At 57.2% G+C, this 16561-nt stretch carries 16 protein-coding genes; 9 read left to right on the top strand and 7 right to left on the bottom strand.

Translation table 11 applies throughout. The features are described from left to right. Position 1: 1 nt before the first annotated feature. On the bottom strand, positions 2 to 1186 hold the full coding sequence (locus tag ACR0NZ_RS15060; RefSeq protein WP_480519991.1) for a glycine C-acetyltransferase: 1185 nt from the start codon (positions 1184 to 1186) through the stop codon (positions 2 to 4). Positions 1187 to 1296: 110 nt separating this feature from the next. Continuing rightward, positions 1297 to 1860: a helix-turn-helix domain-containing protein gene (locus tag ACR0NZ_RS15055; protein WP_480474804.1), complete on the bottom strand. Its 564-nt coding sequence runs from the start codon at positions 1858 to 1860 to the stop codon at positions 1297 to 1299. A gap of 116 nt (positions 1861 to 1976) precedes the next feature. On the opposite strand from ACR0NZ_RS15055, the gene ACR0NZ_RS15050 reads away from it, so the two are divergent. Then, positions 1977 to 3152, top strand: a complete 1176-nt coding sequence (locus tag ACR0NZ_RS15050) for an acetyl-CoA C-acyltransferase family protein (RefSeq protein WP_480474805.1) — start codon at positions 1977 to 1979, stop codon at positions 3150 to 3152. A gap of 90 nt (positions 3153 to 3242) precedes the next feature. Here the strand turns inward: ACR0NZ_RS15050 and ubiB are convergent, their stop codons facing one another. Next, positions 3243 to 4778: a 2-polyprenylphenol 6-hydroxylase gene (gene ubiB / locus ACR0NZ_RS15045; RefSeq protein WP_480519989.1), complete on the bottom strand. Its 1536-nt coding sequence runs from the start codon at positions 4776 to 4778 to the stop codon at positions 3243 to 3245. A 3-nt stretch (positions 4779 to 4781) separates the two neighbouring features. Then, the gene (gene ubiE / locus ACR0NZ_RS15040) at positions 4782 to 5534 is read right to left on the bottom strand and encodes a bifunctional demethylmenaquinone methyltransferase/2-methoxy-6-polyprenyl-1,4-benzoquinol methylase UbiE (protein WP_480474807.1); all 753 of its coding nucleotides are present in this window, start codon (positions 5532 to 5534) and stop codon (positions 4782 to 4784) included. Between the two features lie 86 nt (positions 5535 to 5620). Between ubiE and mutM the strand changes: the two genes are divergently transcribed. From mutM to recF, 6 genes are all read left to right on the top strand, one after another. Continuing rightward, positions 5621 to 6472: a bifunctional DNA-formamidopyrimidine glycosylase/DNA-(apurinic or apyrimidinic site) lyase gene (gene mutM / locus ACR0NZ_RS15035; RefSeq protein WP_480519986.1), complete on the top strand. Its 852-nt coding sequence runs from the start codon at positions 5621 to 5623 to the stop codon at positions 6470 to 6472. Positions 6473 to 6538: 66 nt separating this feature from the next. Further along, entirely contained in the window at positions 6539 to 7315 is a 777-nt protein-coding gene (locus ACR0NZ_RS15030; RefSeq protein ID WP_480474809.1) for an enoyl-CoA hydratase, read from the top strand. 225 nt (positions 7316 to 7540) lie between these two features. Next, positions 7541 to 7804, top strand: a complete 264-nt coding sequence (rpsT, locus tag ACR0NZ_RS15025; RefSeq protein ID WP_039541017.1) for a 30S ribosomal protein S20 — start codon at positions 7541 to 7543, stop codon at positions 7802 to 7804. A gap of 555 nt (positions 7805 to 8359) precedes the next feature. After that, positions 8360 to 9745, top strand: a complete 1386-nt coding sequence (gene dnaA, locus ACR0NZ_RS15020; RefSeq protein WP_480488104.1) for a chromosomal replication initiator protein DnaA — start codon at positions 8360 to 8362, stop codon at positions 9743 to 9745. 224 nt (positions 9746 to 9969) lie between these two features. Beyond that, positions 9970 to 11091: a DNA polymerase III subunit beta gene (gene dnaN / locus ACR0NZ_RS15015; RefSeq protein ID WP_480519984.1), complete on the top strand. Its 1122-nt coding sequence runs from the start codon at positions 9970 to 9972 to the stop codon at positions 11089 to 11091. A 57-nt stretch (positions 11092 to 11148) separates the two neighbouring features. Then, a complete protein-coding gene (recF, locus tag ACR0NZ_RS15010; protein WP_480519982.1) occupies positions 11149 to 12246 on the top strand; it encodes a DNA replication/repair protein RecF in 1098 nt (365 codons plus the stop codon). Positions 12247 to 12260: 14 nt separating this feature from the next. Here recF and ACR0NZ_RS15005 read toward each other — a convergent pair whose 3' ends face one another. Further along, entirely contained in the window at positions 12261 to 12809 is a 549-nt protein-coding gene (locus ACR0NZ_RS15005; protein ID WP_480483946.1) for a carboxymuconolactone decarboxylase family protein, read from the bottom strand. A 100-nt stretch (positions 12810 to 12909) separates the two neighbouring features. Here ACR0NZ_RS15005 and ACR0NZ_RS15000 point away from each other — a divergent pair, with 100 nt between their 5' ends. Both ACR0NZ_RS15000 and gyrB read left to right on the top strand, forming a co-directional pair. Continuing rightward, positions 12910 to 13482, top strand: coding sequence for a TetR/AcrR family transcriptional regulator (locus ACR0NZ_RS15000; RefSeq protein WP_480519980.1), 573 nt, complete (start codon positions 12910 to 12912; stop codon positions 13480 to 13482). Between the two features lie 114 nt (positions 13483 to 13596). After that, a complete protein-coding gene (gene gyrB / locus ACR0NZ_RS14995) occupies positions 13597 to 16014 on the top strand; it encodes a DNA topoisomerase (ATP-hydrolyzing) subunit B (protein WP_480474814.1) in 2418 nt (805 codons plus the stop codon). On the opposite strand, the gene ACR0NZ_RS14990 is transcribed toward gyrB, so the two are convergent. Then, a complete protein-coding gene (locus ACR0NZ_RS14990) occupies positions 15937 to 16338 on the bottom strand; it encodes a hypothetical protein (RefSeq protein ID WP_480519978.1) in 402 nt (133 codons plus the stop codon). The genes gyrB and ACR0NZ_RS14990 overlap by 78 nt on opposite strands. Next, positions 16331 to 16546, bottom strand: a complete 216-nt coding sequence (locus ACR0NZ_RS14985; RefSeq protein WP_480519976.1) for a hypothetical protein — start codon at positions 16544 to 16546, stop codon at positions 16331 to 16333. The genes ACR0NZ_RS14990 and ACR0NZ_RS14985 overlap by 8 nt, the downstream gene beginning before the upstream one ends. Positions 16547 to 16561 lie beyond the last annotated feature (15 nt).

The raw sequence follows: 16561 nt of genomic DNA, 5'->3' as shown, positions 1-16561 counted from the left end.
ATCAGATCACCCCCAGTTCCTTGCCGACTTTGCCAAAGGCCGCCAGAGCGCGGTCCAGTTCGTCCCGCGTCAGGGCGGCGTTCATCTGTGTTCTGATCCGCGCCTGCCCGCGGGGAACAACAGGAAAGAAGAAGCCCGAGACATACACGCCCTCATCAAACAGCTTGGTGGCCATCTCTTGTGCCAGCGTGGCGCCGCCCAGCATGACAGGGATGATCGGATGTTCGCCGGGCAAAACGTCAAAGCCAAGCTTTTCCAAACCGGCACGCCAGTACTTTGCGTTTCCGAACAACTGCGCGCGTAGAATGTCGCCTTCTTCGACCAGGCGGATCGCCTCAAGCCCTGCGGCGACGATGGATGGCGGCAGCGAGTTCGAGAACAGATAGGGCCGCGCCCGCTGCCGCAGCAGGTCGATCACTGGCTGCGGCCCGGCGATGTAGCCGCCGATTGCCCCCCCAAGTGCCTTGCCCAAAGTTCCAGTCAGAATGTCGACATCAACACCAAAGTGATCCGGTGTTCCTGCACCGCGCGGCCCCATGAAGCCCGTTGCATGGCAATCATCGACCATCACGATGGCGTCGTATTTGTCAGCCAGTTCGCGAATTTTCGGCAGGTTGGCCAGATAGCCATCCATCGAGAACACGCCATCGGTTGCGATCATGATGTGACGCGCGCCATCCTCGCGCGCTTGCTTCAGCCACGCTTCCAGGTCGTTCATGTCATTGTTCAGATAGCGATAGCGCTTGGCCTTGCACAGCCGCACCCCGTCAATGATCGAGGCGTGGTTCAGACTGTCCGAAATGATGGCATCTTCAGGCCCCAGCAACGGTTCGAACAGCCCGCCATTGGCATCAAAGCAGGCCGCAAACAGGATCGCATCGTCCTTGTTCAGGAACTTCGCCAACCGCTGTTCCAGTTCACGGTGAATATCCTGCGTCCCGCAGATGAACCGGACCGAGGCCATACCGAATCCTTTCGGACCCATCGCATTTGTTGCGGCCTCGATCAGCGCGGGGTGATCCGCAAGACCCAGATAGTTGTTGGCGCACAGGTTGATCACCCGTTTGCCGCCAACCGTAATCTCACCGCCCTGAGGCGAGGTGATCATTCGTTCGCGCTTATACAGCCCCTCGGATTCGATCTGCGCGAGTGTGTCCGTGATGTGGGACAGGAATGCATCTGCCATGGCGACCTCCGTTCAACTGAGTCGCACGTCTAACATAGCGGATGGATTTCCCAAATAGGGGAATTTCAATATACAGGAAAATTTTCCGTGAAGGCGGAAATCTGCTGATGTTAGGCGTTCTTTACGATCAGAAACACCCGCGCTGGTTCTTTGGCCGAGATGGAATGCACGATATCCGCGGCATAGCGGGCGGTATCCCCTCGGCTCAGTTCCGACACGGCACTGCCCGATGTAACCTTGACGGCGCCTTCCAGCACGGTCAGCTGCTCACGCGCGCCGCGCGCATGGGGCTGGCTGTTCAAGGCCCCGCCTTTGTCGAACTCGATATCGTAAACCTCATGACCTCCGGCCTCTTCCGGCGGGGACAGGATGCGAATGCGGCAGTTCTGCCCCATATTGTCGATGCTGGGCACTTCGGACGCGCGCAGCACCTCGATCTGATCACTGGCTTTTGAACCTTCCAGAAGACCGGCAAAATCCACCTGTAGCGCACGGGTCAGGTTCCAGAGGGTCGAGATCGTCGGGCTACTTTCCCCGCGTTCGATCTGGCTAACCATGGATCTGGACACGCCACTCAGGTTTGCGACTGCTTCCAGCGACAGTCCTTTGGCCCGGCGTGCGTCTTTCAGGCGGGCGGGCAAAAGGTTCAGGATATCGTCTGTGTTCTCCGTCATGACGGAATCCATGCGTGTTGGGACCCCGCTTGTCAATTCCATCCGTGACGGCACGTCCTATAGGACAGGATCATGCTGCATGTGCATACTGACGACGATTCCAAGAGGAGAAAGACATGACAGACATCGTATTGTTGGATGGTGCGCGCACCGCGATTGGAACTTTTGGTGGCGCACTTGCGTCAACCGCGCCCATTGATCTGGCGACGGTGGTCACCGAAGCGGCCTTGGAGCGGTCAGGGGTAGAAGGTGCTCAAATCGGGCATGTTGTGTTTGGTCATGTCATCAACACCGAGCCTCGGGACATGTACCTGTCGCGCGTTGCCGCGATGCAGGCCGGGATTCCGAACGGCACCCCTGCGATGAATGTAAACCGACTGTGTGGTTCAGGCGCACAGGCGATCGTGTCGGCAATGCAGTCCTTGATGCTTGGCGATGCCGATTTTGCCGTGGCAGGTGGGGCAGAAAGCATGTCGCGAAGCCCTTACATTGTTCCACAGGCACGCTGGGGCGCGAAAATGGGTGATGTCACATCACTGGACATGATGCTGGGTGCGTTGAACTGCCCCTTTGGCACAGGGCACATGGGTGTGACGGCCGAGAACGTTGCCGATGAACACCAGATCAGCCGTGAACAGATGGACGAATTCGCCCTTGCCAGCCAGACCCGCGCGGCCGCCGCAATTGAAGCCGGATATTTCGAAAGCCAGATCGTGCCCGTTCAGGTGAAGGTCAAGCGGGACATGGTGGATTTCAAAGTTGATGAGCATCCCAAAGCGACGACCGCCGAAGCGCTGGCCGGGTTGCGACCTGTGTTCAAGAAAGATGGGCGTGTAACGGCAGGCAATGCCTCGGGCATCAACGATGGCGCGGCGGCGATGGTTCTGGCAACGGCGGATGCGGCGGAAAAGGCCGGGTTGAAGCCAAAAGCGCGTGTAATCGGCTATGCACATGCTGGCGTGCGCCCCGAAGTCATGGGTATTGGCCCGGTACCGGCCGTGCAAAACCTGCTCAGGAAGACGGGTCTTTCGGTGGAAGATTTCGATGTGATCGAAAGCAACGAAGCATTTGCCGCGCAGGCGCTGGCCGTCAATCAGGAGCTTGGGTTGGATGCAGCGAAAGTGAACCCGAATGGAGGCGCGATAGCGCTGGGGCACCCTGTAGGCGCGACGGGCGCCATCATTACCATGAAGACACTTTACGAGTTGGAGCGTACAGGTGGATCAAAAGGGTTGATCACCATGTGTATTGGTGGCGGTCAGGGGATAGCCATTGCCATCGAGCGGCTCTGATCCAGGTTTGGGCAAGGGGGGCTGTCTGCCCCCCCATCGCGCAAGGCGCGATTCCCCCCGAGGATGTTTTCAGCCAGATGAAGCTGCGGATCACAACCAGCCGAGTGTCGTGATCAACAAAACTATGGCTGCGCCGGCAACTGCACCGAGAGCGGCTGGCAGGATTTTTGGCAAAAGACCCGAGTTTTCCGGTTCTTCTTTGTGTGTCTGTGCAATCAACGCGTTTTCGACCAATGTCGGCAGGCGCGGACCAAAGCGTGCCAGAACCAAAGCGGTTTTGGCAAAGTCACGAAGCGCGGCGCGCGGGCCGATGGATTGTTTAATGTAATCTTCGACCACGGGGCGGGCGACTTCCCAGATATTGATGTGGTCATCCAGTGACCGGGCAACACCTTCAACCACGACCATCGTGCGCTGTAGGAGGATCAGCTCGGTACGTGTCTCCATGCCAAAACGCTCTGTCACTTCGAACAGATAGCTTAGCAAACGGCCCATCGAAATATGCGAGGCATCCATACCGAAGATCGGTTCGCCAACCGCACGCAGGGCGCGGGCGAATTCATCGACGTCCTGATGTGCAGGAACGTAACCGGCTTCGAAATGCACTTCGGCCACGCGCTTGTAGTCGCGGCGGATGAAACCGAACAGGATCTCGGCATAGACCCGGCGCGTGTATTCGTCGATATGGCCCATGATACCGTAATCATAAGCGATGATGTCACCGTTGGCGGCGACCTTTAGGTTGCCCTGATGCATATCGGCGTGGAAATAGCCGTCGCGCAAGGCGTGAAGAAGGAATAGACGCAGCACACGTTCAGCCAGGTCGCGGCGATCGTGGCCTGCGGCGTCCAGTGCGTCATTTTCACCCAATGCAACACCGTCGGCCCAGCTGAGTGTCATCACGCGCCGTGCCGACAGTGACCACAAGACGGGCGGCAGCCAGAACCCTGTGTCGTCTTTTGTGTTGGCCGCGTATTCCGAGGCGGCAGCGCTTTCCAGACGCAGATCCAGTTCGCCCCGAACAACGCCGTCAAAATGTTCAATGACCTCCATGGGCCTCAGACGGCGGGCACCGGGGGCGAAAAGCTGCACGATGCGAGCAGCGAAATAAAATGCATCCACATCCTTACGAAATGCGCGCTCGATCCCCGGGCGCAGAACTTTGACGGCGACATCTTCGCCTGTGTTAACCAGTTTGGCTTTGTGGACCTGAGCGATGGACGCGGCTGCAATAGGTTCACTGAACTCAGAGAACACGTCCGCCACAGGCTGTCCAAGTTCCTTTTCAACCTCGGCCATGGCTTTTGTCCGGGAAAAAGGCGGGAGTTTGTCTTGTAGGACACGTAACTGTTCTGCCAGTTCGTTGCCGACGACATCAGGGCGGGTGGAAAGCACCTGCCCGAATTTGATATATGCCGGACCCAAAGCGGTCAGGGCACGGGTTGCGGGTGGCATCTGCGGGTCGCCTTTGTAGCCCAGCCACTGAAACGGTTTGCCCAAAGCATGAGCGATGACGCGAAGCGGGCGCGGGGCTTCGAATGCATCCAGCACGACATTCATGGCACCGGTGCGCTCAAGCGTGGCACCCGTTCGGATCAGGCGGATAATATTATGTGGGCCACGCATGTGTCAGATTTTCCAGCCGGAATGCAGCGCGGCGATACCCATGCTGAGATTGCGGTATTTGGCGTTTTCGAAGCCAGCAGTTCGGACCATGTTCAGGAAGGTTTCCTGATCGGGAAACTTACGGATCGACTCCACCAGATACTGATAGCTGTCGTAATCATTCGCGATCAGTTTTCCCATGCGTGGAATGACATTGAAACTGTAGAGGTCATAGAGCTTTTGCAACCCGTCATTGGGAAGCTGACTGAACTCCAGCACCATCAGGCGGCCACCGGGTTTCAGCACGCGAAAGGCTTCGTTCAGGGCCTCTTGCGGGCGGGTCACGTTCCGGATGCCGAACGAGATCGTGTAGACGTCAAAGGTGTTGTCCTCGAACGGCAGGGCCATGGCATCGCCCACCACCCAGTTCAGGCTGTCGGCCATCTGGTCGGCTTCGGCGCGTTGCCGGCCTTCGACCAGCATGGGTTCTGTCAGATCAAGAACCGTGGCATGGCCATAGCCTGCACGTTTCAGAAAGCGAAAGGAAATGTCACCGGTTCCGCCCGCAACATCCAGCAAACGCTGACCGGGACGCGGAGCTAGCCAGTCCATCATCGCGTCTTTCCAGACCCGGTGGATACCCATCGACATGACATCGTTCATCACGTCATATTTCGAGGCGACCGAGTTGAACACGCCCTGCACGCGCCCGGCCTTGTCAGCCTCGCGTACGGTTTCGAACCCGAAATGAGTGGTGTTGTCGCTGTTGTCGGACATAAGCCTTGCCGTTTGTCGAATTTCGCTTCTGTTATAGGGCTCTGGAAGCGGGGCACAATGCGGCCCTTTGGAATAGGAGCCCTGTAATGCCAGAATTGCCCGAGGTCGAGACCGTAAGACGCGGCCTGAGCCTTGCGATGGAGGGGGTCGAGATCGAACGCGCCGATGTGAATCGCCCGGATCTGCGCTGGCCATTTCCCGAACGCATGGCAGAACGGCTGACCGGGCAGCGCGTGGATCGGTTACGGCGGCGATCAAAATATATCCTGGCCGATCTCAGCAGCGGCGAGACATTGTTGATCCATCTGGGGATGTCCGGGCGAATGACGGTGTCAGGGGATCCACTAGGTCATTTCCTGCGCGAACATCCTGCCGCTGAGAAACATGACCATGTTGTTTTTCACATGGCCAACGGGACGCGTATCACCTTTAACGATCCACGCCGGTTCGGAGCGATGGACCTGCTGCCCACAGCCACAGCCGAGGATCACAAGCTTCTGGCGGTTCTGGGACCAGAGCCCTTGGGCAATGATTTCCACGAGCAACACCTGATTGAGGCGCTCAAAGGCAGGAATACCCCAGTCAAATCAGCCCTGCTGGATCAGGGAATCGTTGCCGGATTGGGGAATATCTATGTTTGCGAAGCGCTTTATCGCGGCAAGGTGTCGCCACGTCGCAAAGCAGGGCAAATTTCTGCGGCGCGTGTCGCATCGCTGGTTCCCATCATTCGGAAGGTGTTGCAGGACGCGATCCAAGCAGGCGGATCATCCCTGCGGGATTTCCGGCAAGCTGATGGAGAACTTGGATATTTTCAGCACAGTTTTGATGTCTACGGTCGTGAAGGAAAGCCCTGCCGAACCGAGGGTTGCAATGGTCTGATCCAGAGAATCACCCAGTCCGGTCGCTCATCCTTCTACTGTGCGCAATGCCAAAGATAGCTTGATCCAGAGAATTCGCGTGGTAAGGACTCGTAACTGAACGGAACAACCGGAAGCTTTTTTCTCATGGCTTTTGAGACGATCATCGTCGAAATCGAAGACCACGTCGCCCTAATCAAACTCGACAGACCAGATGCGTTGAATGCGCTGAACTCCCAGTTGCTGGGTGAGTTGTGTACCGCGCTGGAAGAGGCGGACAGCAACGACAAGGTGCGTTGCATCGTCATCACCGGATCGGACAAGGCCTTTGCCGCAGGCGCGGACATCAGGGAAATGTCCGAGATGAGCTTTGTCGATGTCTACACAACCAACCTTTTTGCTGATGCAAACGATCGGGTTTCCGCTATTCGCAAACCGATCATCGCCGCGGTCGCGGGCTATGCTCTGGGTGGGGGATGCGAGTTGGCAATGCTTTGCGATTTCATCATTGCTGCGGACACTGCAAAATTCGGCCAGCCTGAAATCAACCTTGGCGTCATAGCCGGGTTGGGCGGCACCCAGCGTTTGACGCGCTTTGTCGGCAAGTCCAAGGCGATGGACATGAACCTGACTGGGCGGTTCATGGACGCGGACGAAGCTGAGCGCTCTGGTTTGGTCAGCCGGGTCGTACCGGCTAAGAAGCTGATCGAAGAAGCCGTCGGCGCGGCGCAAAAAATAGCCGAGAAATCGGCACTTACGGCAGCGGCGGCAAAAGAAGCGGTCAATCGCAGTTACGAGCTTCCGCTGAGTGAAGGTATGCTGTTTGAGCGTCGGGTCTTCCATTCCATGTTTGCCACCGAAGACCAGAAAGAGGGCATGGCGGCGTTTCTTGAAAAGCGGGCTGCGCAGTTTCGCGACAAGTAAATCGCAAGAGATTAATGAAAGGCGGGTGTTGCCCGCCTTTTCTTTGCCGGGTCTGTGAGATCCAAGAATCGGCTTGGCAATCCTTAAAATGTTCGGTAATGAGCGCCGCAATACATGCGCGTGCGGCCCGCTTGGCCCGACTCACACTCGTGATTTCTGATCCGGTGCGGATATATCCGTGGCGCGCAACCCTTGATAACCGTACCGAACGAAGGTCAGAGACACATGGCAAATTCGCCCCAGGCAAAGAAACGCGCCCGTCAGAACGAAAAGCGTTTCGCTGTTAACAAAGCGCGTCGTTCGCGCATCCGCACCTACCTGCGTAAAGTCGAAGAAGCGATTGCATCCGGTGACAAAGATGCGGCAACCGCAGCACTGCGCGCCGCCCAGCCCGAGCTGATGCGCGGCGTCACCAAAGGCGTGTTCCACAAGAACACTGCTGCGCGTAAAATGTCGCGCCTGTCGGCCCGGGTCAAAGCTCTGGGTTGAAGCCTGCGGGTTACCCTAGGTCAAGTCAGCAAGGCTGAACTAATGTCAAAGGCGCTGCGCATTGCGGCGCCTTTTTTCGTGTTGCCGGAATACCGCGCCTTCACGAAACCGAGAGATTCTTTCGACCAAAGACCCGAGTCAATATCAGAGTTTCGTTGCCGCGCCCCATTTCAAGTTGCTACCACTGATGTCAGCGATTCACTCGCTTGGGGGGACAGGCTGTTTACTCGATCGGACTGACGGGCATCAGATCGATCAGGAAACATTCGTCGACGACTGGCGCAAGCTGGGCTGCCGATCTGCCGCGAAGTCCGGATTATCCGGGATTCTCGGCCCTGTCTGAAAATTGAGATTGTGACGTGCAGCCCGAGTTTCGGGACGCTCATTTATTGTTGAGCGTCGAAAATCCGGGTGCACCGAACTTTCAGGGGCAATCCCGCCAAGCCGTTAGGTTTGGCGACAGGTTCCCTTTGGGCGTGTGAATGCAAGACCGGGCAACCGGCTTCGTATGATAAGGCCGACAGGCCAATAAGAATGGGATGCGTGAGGCGCTGAATGACACAAGAGAAATGGGGACTACTGCGTAACAAATTGCTGAAGGCTGTCGGTCGGAATAATTACACCACATGGATCGAGCCTCTGGAATTTAAAGAGCTGCAGGATGGTGTGGCGGTTTTTTCCGTGCCAACGAACTTTATGGGGAACTACGTCAGCCAGAATTTTGCGGACCTCATCTTGTACGAGCTGAATACGGCTGGGGAAACCGTTCAGCGTCTGGACTTCCGTGTTGCTGCCAACTCGCCCGCGCGTCCCAAGCCCGCAGCCAAGGTGGTCACCGAAACTCAGCCAGAGCCGGTACCCTTAGCGGCGACGGATAGTGCGCAGAACGCTTTGGAGTCGTTGCAGGCCGCGCCGCTCGATTCACGTTTCACCTTTGACAGTTTTGTGGTGGGCAAACCCAACGAGCTGGCCCATGCTGCCGCGCGCCGTGTGTCCGAAGGTGGCCCGGTAACATTCAACCCGCTTGTTCTGTATGGTGGAGTGGGTCTGGGTAAGACCCACCTGATGCACGCAATTGCCTGGGAGCTGAAAACCAAGCATCCGGAACTGAATGTCCTGTACCTGTCAGCCGAACAGTTCATGTATCGCTTCGTGCAGGCCCTGCGGGAACGCCGGATGATGGATTTCAAACATTTGTTCCGTTCGGTCGATGTGTTGATGGTCGATGACGTGCAGTTCATTGCCGGAAAGGATTCTACTCAGGAAGAGTTTTTCCATACGTTCAATGCGCTGGTGGATCAGAACAAGCAGATCATCATCTCGGCCGACCGCGCCCCGGGCGAAATCAAGGATCTGGAAGATCGTGTAAAGTCCCGCCTTCAATGTGGTTTGGTCGTTGACCTGCATCCGACCGACTATGAATTGCGTCTGGGCATTCTTCAGAACAAGGTCCAGCAATATAGCAGTTCCTATCCCGACCTGACGATTGCAGATGGCGTCCTTGAATTTTTGGCTCATCGTATCTCGACCAATGTCCGCGTGCTGGAAGGTGCTCTGACACGTCTGTTTGCCTTTGCCTCGTTGGTTGGACGCGAGATCGACATGGAGCTGACGCAGGATTGTCTGGCAGATGTCCTGCGCGCATCCGAGCGTAAGATCACGGTTGAAGAGATTCAGCGGAAAGTATCCGAATACTACAACATCCGCATGTCTGATATCATCGGTCCCAAGCGCCTGCGATCCTACGCGCGCCCTCGTCAGGTGGCGATGTATCTGTGCAAGCAGCTGACCAGCCGGTCGCTGCCAGAGATCGGCCGCCGGTTCGGCGGGCGCGACCACACCACGGTCATGCATGGCGTCAAGCGCATTGAAGAGCTGAAACTGACCGATGGTCAGATCGCTGAAGACGTGGAAATGCTGCGCCGTTCTCTCGAAGCCTGAACCGGGCCAGTAGTGCTAAGAAACGCTCCGGACTTCTGTGCCGGGGCGTTTTTTGTGCGTAAGAATCCACGGTTGCACCAGAACTGAGGCGTGTGGGGCACGCCGCACTTGACGGTTGGTGCATTCCAACCCAGAAATCCGTAAAAAATCCTTGTGCCTCGGGGTGGAACCGCTAACGTGCCAGTCCCGCCCATGTCGGTACGCAAGTCAGAGGAATTGAGGGTATGAAGATCAGCATTGAACGCGGCACCCTTCTTAAAGCCGTTTCGCAGGCTCAGTCCGTTGTAGAACGTCGCAATACCATTCCTATACTTGCCAATGTCCTGATCGAGGCCGAAGGCGATCAGGTCCAGTTCCGTGCCACCGATCTGGATATCGAAGTGGTCGATAAGGCACCCGCACAGGTCGAAAAGGCGGGCGCGACGACCGTCGCGGCAACAACCCTGCATGAGATTGTGCGCAAACTGCCGGACGGTGCGCTGGTGACATTGACTGCTGACAGCGCCGCAGGACGGCTGACAGTTGAAGCGGGTCGGTCGAATTTTTCGCTGGCGACACTGCCAAAAGAAGATTTTCCGGTGATGGCGTCCTCGGAATATCAATCGAATTTCAGCGCGTCGGCAGCATTGCTGCGCCGGTTGTTCGACAAGTCAAAATTCGCCATCTCGACCGAAGAGACCCGGTACTATCTGAACGGTGTGTACATGCATGTGGCAGATGGGTCCGAGGGTGGAAAAGTGTTGCGTTGTGTGGCCACCGATGGCCACCGGCTTGCGAGAATTGACGCAGATTTGCCAGCTGGCGCGGCGGATATGCCCGGCGTGATCGTGCCTCGCAAAACAGTGGGCGAGTTGCGCAAGCTGTTGGATGACGACGAGATGGATATCGCCGTTTCGGTCAGTGAAACCAAGGTACGCTTTGCCACGCCGGATATCACGCTGACGTCGAAGGTTATTGACGGCACCTTCCCCGACTACACACGTGTTATCCCACAAGGAAATACCCGCAAGCTTGAAGTGGATGCTGCTGAATTCGCGCAGGCCGTAGATCGCGTGGCGACTGTTTCGTCGGAACGGTCGCGGGCAGTGAAGTTGCAATTGGAAGGCGACAAGCTGATCTTGTCGGTGAATGCTCCTGACAGCGGCGCCGCCGAGGAGGAATTGGCTGTCGCTTACGGGGATGAGCGGTTGGAGATCGGGTTCAACGCCAAATACCTGTTGGAGATTGCGTCTCAGGTGGATCGTGAGAATGCAGTTTTCCTGTTCAACTCGGCTGGTGACCCGACATTGATGCGTGAAGGCAACGATCTGAGCGCTGTATACGTCGTCATGCCGATGCGCGTCTGATCGCGCGGATGCGATGCCTCCGGCGGGAGTATTTTTGAAAAGATGAAGGGAGGGGTCATGGGATTGGCCCTGACCGAGCTAACGGTCTCGCATTTTCGATCTCATAAGCTGGCGCGGTTGTCTCTGGACGGCCGACCGGTTGCCATTCACGGGCCGAACGGGGCCGGGAAGACCAATATTCTTGAAGCGGTGTCGTTGTTTTCGCCCGGTCGCGGGATGCGGCGGGCGAGCGCGGCCGAGATGACCCGTCGGCCCGAGGCGTTGGGTTGGAAACTGTCCGGGTTGCTGGACGCTCAGGGGCAGCGGTTTGAAATCGAAACCTGGTCCGAGGGCAGCGCAGCGCGACAGGTGCGAATTGATGGCAAGTCGGCGACCCAGATCAATCTGGGGAAACTTGCACGGGTAGTCTGGCTGACCCCGTCCATGGACCGTCTGTGGATTGAAGGGGCTGAGGGACGCCGTCGGTTTCTGGACCGTATCGCGCTGAGTTTTGACCCGGCCCACGCCGAAACATCGCTGATTTATGAAAAAGCGATGCGCGAACGTAACCGTCTGCTGAAAGAGCAGATCAGGGACGCGCATTGGTACGCCGCGCTTGAAGGGCAGTTGGCCGAGACGGGGCACCGCATCCATACCGCGCGGTTGAGGTCGCTGGATCTTCTACGGGCGGCGCAGGACCGGGCGGAAACGGTCTTTCCTTCGGCCGAACTGGAGTTGGTGCAAACCGAAGGCGCAATGCCCGAGACAGCGGAAGATTTGCGAGACGCGTTGAGCGAGAGCCGGTTCAGGGATCTGGCAGCGGGCCGAACCCTGGTGGGGCCGCATCGGTCCGACCTGTACGGTGTGTTCGCGGCCAAGGGCGTGCCGGCACGGGAGTGTTCCACTGGTGAGCAGAAAGCGCTCTTGGTGTCGCTGATCCTGTCCAATGCGCGGGCGCTTGCGGCGATGCTGGGCGCACCTCCGATCGTTCTGCTGGATGAGGTGGCCGCGCATCTGGATGCTGGGCGGCGTGCAGCGCTTTATGACGAGATTTGCGCGCTGGGCGCTCAGGCCTGGATGACGGGTACCGGGCCTGAGCTGTTTGCGGAAATGGGCGACCGGGCCCAGACGCTGATCGTTACCGACAGCGATCAGGGCTCGGTCGTGACCGCTTAGGCCGGTTCGCTGACTTAGCGTTCCCACAGAAAGCCGCGCATAACCTCGTCCACCGGGGTTTTGGCCATGTGGTTGACGTAGTTCGACATGGTTTTCTGGGCCAGACCCAGCACGACATCCAGAACCGCGCGGTGTGAATAGCCCGCGTCAAAGAACGCCTGAAGCTGGTCTTCGGTCGGGTTGCCGCGGGTTTCCATCACTTGCAGGGTGAAGGTGCGCAGTGCTTCGAGTTTGGCTGAAGGCAACGGAGTTTCGTTACGCAGGGCGTCCGATATCTCGTCCGAGATCTTCATCATCTTGGCGATCCCGGTGTGGGCGGGCACGCAGTAGTGGCATTCGTTTTCCACATTGATGGTCTGCCAGACGACGGTTTTCTCATCATTGTCGAAATCAGTTTGCAGGAACAGGCCGTGCAGAACCTGATAGCCTTCCAGATGCTGAGGGCTTTCGGCCATGACCTTATGCAGGCCGGGCAAGCGACCAAAAGCGGCCTGAGACTTTTGCAGCAGCGGTTTGGACGCTTCAGGCGCGGTTTCGAGGTCGTGAGACGGGAAATTGGCCATGTCGGAACTCCTGTTTCTGGCGCGATGGGTCGTATTTAGGGTTTCTTGAGTGAACGCTCAAGTATATACTTGAGTGAATGTTCAAAAATTGGTGATGCTGATGCCCCGCAAACCCGCATACGATCGTGACGTGTTGATCGCGAAGGCGAAGGATATCTTCTGGCGTCAGGGCTGGGCTGGTACATCGCTGAAGGATCTGGAGCGGGAACTGAAGCTGAAGCCTGGCAGTTTTTATGCGGCGTTCGGGTCGAAAAATGCGCTCTATGCGCTGACGCTGGAGAGTTATACGCAAGAAGGTGTGGCGCGCTTAAAGGCCCTGGCAGAGAGACTGGGTCCGAAGGAGGCGCTGAAAGCGCAGCCCCGATTGGTGATCGAAGCGGTCGAGACCCCGGCAAAGGCCTGCATGTTGGCAAAGACATATGCCGAGTTGAAGGCGAAGGATCATGACCTTGCGGATCAGGCGGCGCATCACATGGCGGAAATGAAAGGCTGTTTCGCTGATCTGTTTCGCAGGGCTCAGGATGCCGGTGAAATCGGGGCGGGACATGATCCGGATCGACTGGCGGCACGGTATCAGTCGGACATTCTCGGGCTGCGATTGTCGGCCGAGCGCAAGGATGTCGACGCGTCGGAAATTGCCGCGGATATCGCTTCTGATATCGATCGTTTGTGATCCCTTTTTCGGGCGGCAAAAAACGATCCGGAACAACACAAAATATTGGGGGATGGCGTGACAATCCCTACCAGAAAACGTATAAGTTACCAAAATAATATAGGTACTGACTGAATGTCCGAAGACGCACAGGCCCCCCAAGAATACGGCGCAGATTCTATCAAGGTTCTCAAGGGCTTGGAGGCAGTTCGCAAACGCCCCGGCATGTATATCGGGGACACGGATGATGGCTCGGGTCTGCACCATATGGTGTATGAAGTTGTCGACAACGGGATTGACGAGGCTTTGGCGGGTCATGCCGACCATGTGACGGTGAAAATTCACGCCGATTCCAGTGTTTCGGTCAGCGACAATGGACGCGGTATTCCGGTGGACATCCACCCGGAAGAAGGCGTGTCGGCGGCCGAGGTCATCATGACCCAGCTGCACGCCGGTGGGAAATTCGACAGCAACTCGTACAAGGTGTCGGGCGGCCTGCACGGTGTGGGTGTTTCCGTGGTGAACGCGCTTTCGGATTGGCTGGAACTGCGCGTCTGGCGCAATGGCAAAGAGCACATCGCGCGATTTGAAGGTGGCGAAACCGTTGAGCACCTGAAGGTTGTTGGCGAATGCGGGGACCGGACAGGAACAGAGGTGCGGTTTCTGGCTTCGACCGACACATTCTCGAACCTTGAATACTCATTCGAGACATTGGAAAAACGCCTGCGCGAACTGGCTTTCCTGAATTCGGGCGTTCGGATCATCCTGATTGACGAGCGTCCGGCGGAACGGCTGGAAACCGAGCTGTTCTATGAAGGTGGGGTCAAGGAGTTCGTCAAGTACCTCGACCGGTCCAAAACCCCTGCCATGTCCGAGCCGATCTATATCAAGGGCGAGCGCGACGATATCGGTGTGGAAATCGCAATGTGGTGGAATGACAGCTATCACGAGTCTGTACTGCCCTTTACCAACAATATTCCTCAGCGCGATGGCGGTTCCCATGTGGCGGGTTTCCGTGGTGCCCTAACCCGGACGATCAACAACTACGCGCAGTCCAGCGGGATCGCGAAAAAGGAAAAGGTCAGCTTTACCGGTGATGACGCGCGCGAAGGTCTGACCTGTGTGCTGTCGGTCAAAGTGCCTGATCCGAAATTCTCGTCGCAGACCAAAGACAAGCTGGTCAGTTCCGAGGTTCGCCCAGCGGTCGAGGGTCTGATGAACGAAAAACTTGCCGAGTGGTTCGAAGAAAACCCGACCGAGGCCAAGGCGATCGTCGGCAAGATCATCGAAGCTGCACTGGCGCGCGAGGCCGCGCGCAAGGCGCGTGAACTGACCCGCCGCAAAACGGCAATGGATGTGAACTATCTGGCGGGGAAGCTGAAGGATTGTTCCGAAAAAGACCCGTCCAAAACCGAAGTCTTCCTTGTCGAGGGTGATTCAGCCGGAGGGTCGGCGCAAACGGGCCGTGACCGGCTGACACAAGCGGTTCTGCCTCTGCGCGGTAAGATCCTGAACGTGGAACGCGCGCGGTTTGACAGGATGTTGTCCTCGCAAGAGATCGGTAATCTTGTCATGGCTCTGGGCACGGGTATCGGCCGTGATGAGTTCAATATTGAAAAGTTGCGTTACCACAAGATTGTCATCATGACCGATGCGGATGTGGACGGTGCACACATCCGGACTCTGCTGCTGACGTTCTTCTACCGGCAAATGCCTGAGCTGATCGAAGGTGGGTATCTCTATATTGCGCAGCCGCCGCTTTATAAGGTTTCGCGTGGAAAATCAGAGGTTTATCTGAAAGATCAGGCGGCTCTGGACGATTATCTGGTCAACCAGGGTATCGAGGGCGCCGTGCTGAAACTGGGTTCGGGTGAAGAGATCACCGGGCAGGACCTGGCCCGCGTGGTGGACGAAGCGCGCCAGTTGAAACGCGTTCTGGACGCCTTCCCGACGCACTACCCGCGCCACATTCTGGAACAGGCCGCCGTTGCAGGTGCCTTTGTGCCGGGTGCGGTGGACGCAGACCTGCAAGGGGTGGCTGACAAGGTTGCCGCCCGTCTGGACCTGATCGCGCTGGAGTATGAGCGTGGCTGGCAGGGCCGGATCACACAGGATCACGGAATTCGGCTGGCCCGCATTCTGCGTGGTGTCGAAGAGGTTCGCACCTTGGACGGCCCGATGTTGCGGTCGGGAGAAGCGCGCAAAACAGGCAACTTCACGCAAAGCCTGCAAGAGGTCTACAACACTTCGGCCACGTTGATCCGCCGTGATCGTAGCCAATTGATCCACGGTCCGCTGGACCTGTTGCGCGCCATTCTGGAAGAAGGGGAAAAGGGCCTGTCCTTGCAGCGCTACAAAGGTCTGGGAGAGATGAACCCCGGCCAGCTTTGGGAAACGACTTTGGACCCGGATGCACGCACGCTGCTGCAAGTGCGCGTTGACGATATGGTGGAAGCTGACGATCTGTTCACCAAGCTAATGGGTGATGTTGTCGAACCTCGTCGAGAATTTATCCAGAAAAACGCACTGAGCGTCGAGAATCTGGATTTCTGACGGTTTGTAGGAACCGTCTTTTTGCAGGGTGTTGCGCGACTGCTGGATGACTGATCGAAACTGAATGGTCTCGTCAAAACCGATAATACGCGCTATCGCTTCGCGCTTTCGTCCCTTGGTTTCGTCCAGAAAACCGACGATATCGGCATGCCGCAAGATGATCCGGTCACGGATGAACCATTCCAGCGCGTCGGTGATCGTGCTTTTGCCAGCGGCGTTTTCTCCATAGATCGCAAGGCTTCGATGTTTCTTGGTGAATTTCTGCGGCAACTCAAACCGGGCGCCACGAAAACCGATGGCTTTGAGGGAACGCAGCTTAGTCATCTGCACCGCCTTCATCTGCCTGAGTATTGATCGCTGCCTTGCGCAGAACTTCGAGCTGCCGAAGCAGATTGACCTTGGTCAGCTTGCCTTCATGAAGCAGTGCGCCGACCGATTTTACAGTGTCCGGATCAAGGTCTTCGTCCTTCGCTTGCTCGTCGATGAACCCGGTGACAACTTCGGTAGCCGTCTTGATTTTTTCATTGGCCACAGATGCTTATCCCTA

The sequence above is a fragment of the Ruegeria sp. AE3 genome (genome assembly GCF_056542225.1).
Note: the sequence above shows the minus strand (reverse complement) of the source record. Positions and strands in the feature narration are given on the sequence as shown.

Coding starts and splice junctions, on each gene's coding strand:
- ACR0NZ_RS15055 (WP_480474804.1), bottom strand. CDS start 1,860: ATGACGGAGAACACAGACGATATCCTGAACCTTTTGCCCGCCCGCCTG.
- ACR0NZ_RS15030 (WP_480474809.1), top strand. CDS start 6,539: ATGGCTTTTGAGACGATCATCGTCGAAATCGAAGACCACGTCGCCCTA.
- ACR0NZ_RS15000 (WP_480519980.1), top strand. CDS start 12,910: ATGCCCCGCAAACCCGCATACGATCGTGACGTGTTGATCGCGAAGGCG.
- ACR0NZ_RS14990 (WP_480519978.1), bottom strand. CDS start 16,338: ATGACTAAGCTGCGTTCCCTCAAAGCCATCGGTTTTCGTGGCGCCCGG.
- ACR0NZ_RS15005 (WP_480483946.1), bottom strand. CDS start 12,809: ATGGCCAATTTCCCGTCTCACGACCTCGAAACCGCGCCTGAAGCGTCC.
- ACR0NZ_RS15060 (WP_480519991.1), bottom strand. CDS start 1,186: ATGGCAGATGCATTCCTGTCCCACATCACGGACACACTCGCGCAGATC.
- ubiE (WP_480474807.1), bottom strand. CDS start 5,534: ATGTCCGACAACAGCGACAACACCACTCATTTCGGGTTCGAAACCGTA.
- ubiB (WP_480519989.1), bottom strand. CDS start 4,778: ATGCGTGGCCCACATAATATTATCCGCCTGATCCGAACGGGTGCCACG.
- dnaA (WP_480488104.1), top strand. CDS start 8,360: ATGACACAAGAGAAATGGGGACTACTGCGTAACAAATTGCTGAAGGCT.
- mutM (WP_480519986.1), top strand. CDS start 5,621: ATGCCAGAATTGCCCGAGGTCGAGACCGTAAGACGCGGCCTGAGCCTT.
- dnaN (WP_480519984.1), top strand. CDS start 9,970: ATGAAGATCAGCATTGAACGCGGCACCCTTCTTAAAGCCGTTTCGCAG.
- ACR0NZ_RS15050 (WP_480474805.1), top strand. CDS start 1,977: ATGACAGACATCGTATTGTTGGATGGTGCGCGCACCGCGATTGGAACT.
- recF (WP_480519982.1), top strand. CDS start 11,149: ATGGGATTGGCCCTGACCGAGCTAACGGTCTCGCATTTTCGATCTCAT.
- rpsT (WP_039541017.1), top strand. CDS start 7,541: ATGGCAAATTCGCCCCAGGCAAAGAAACGCGCCCGTCAGAACGAAAAG.
- gyrB (WP_480474814.1), top strand. CDS start 13,597: ATGTCCGAAGACGCACAGGCCCCCCAAGAATACGGCGCAGATTCTATC.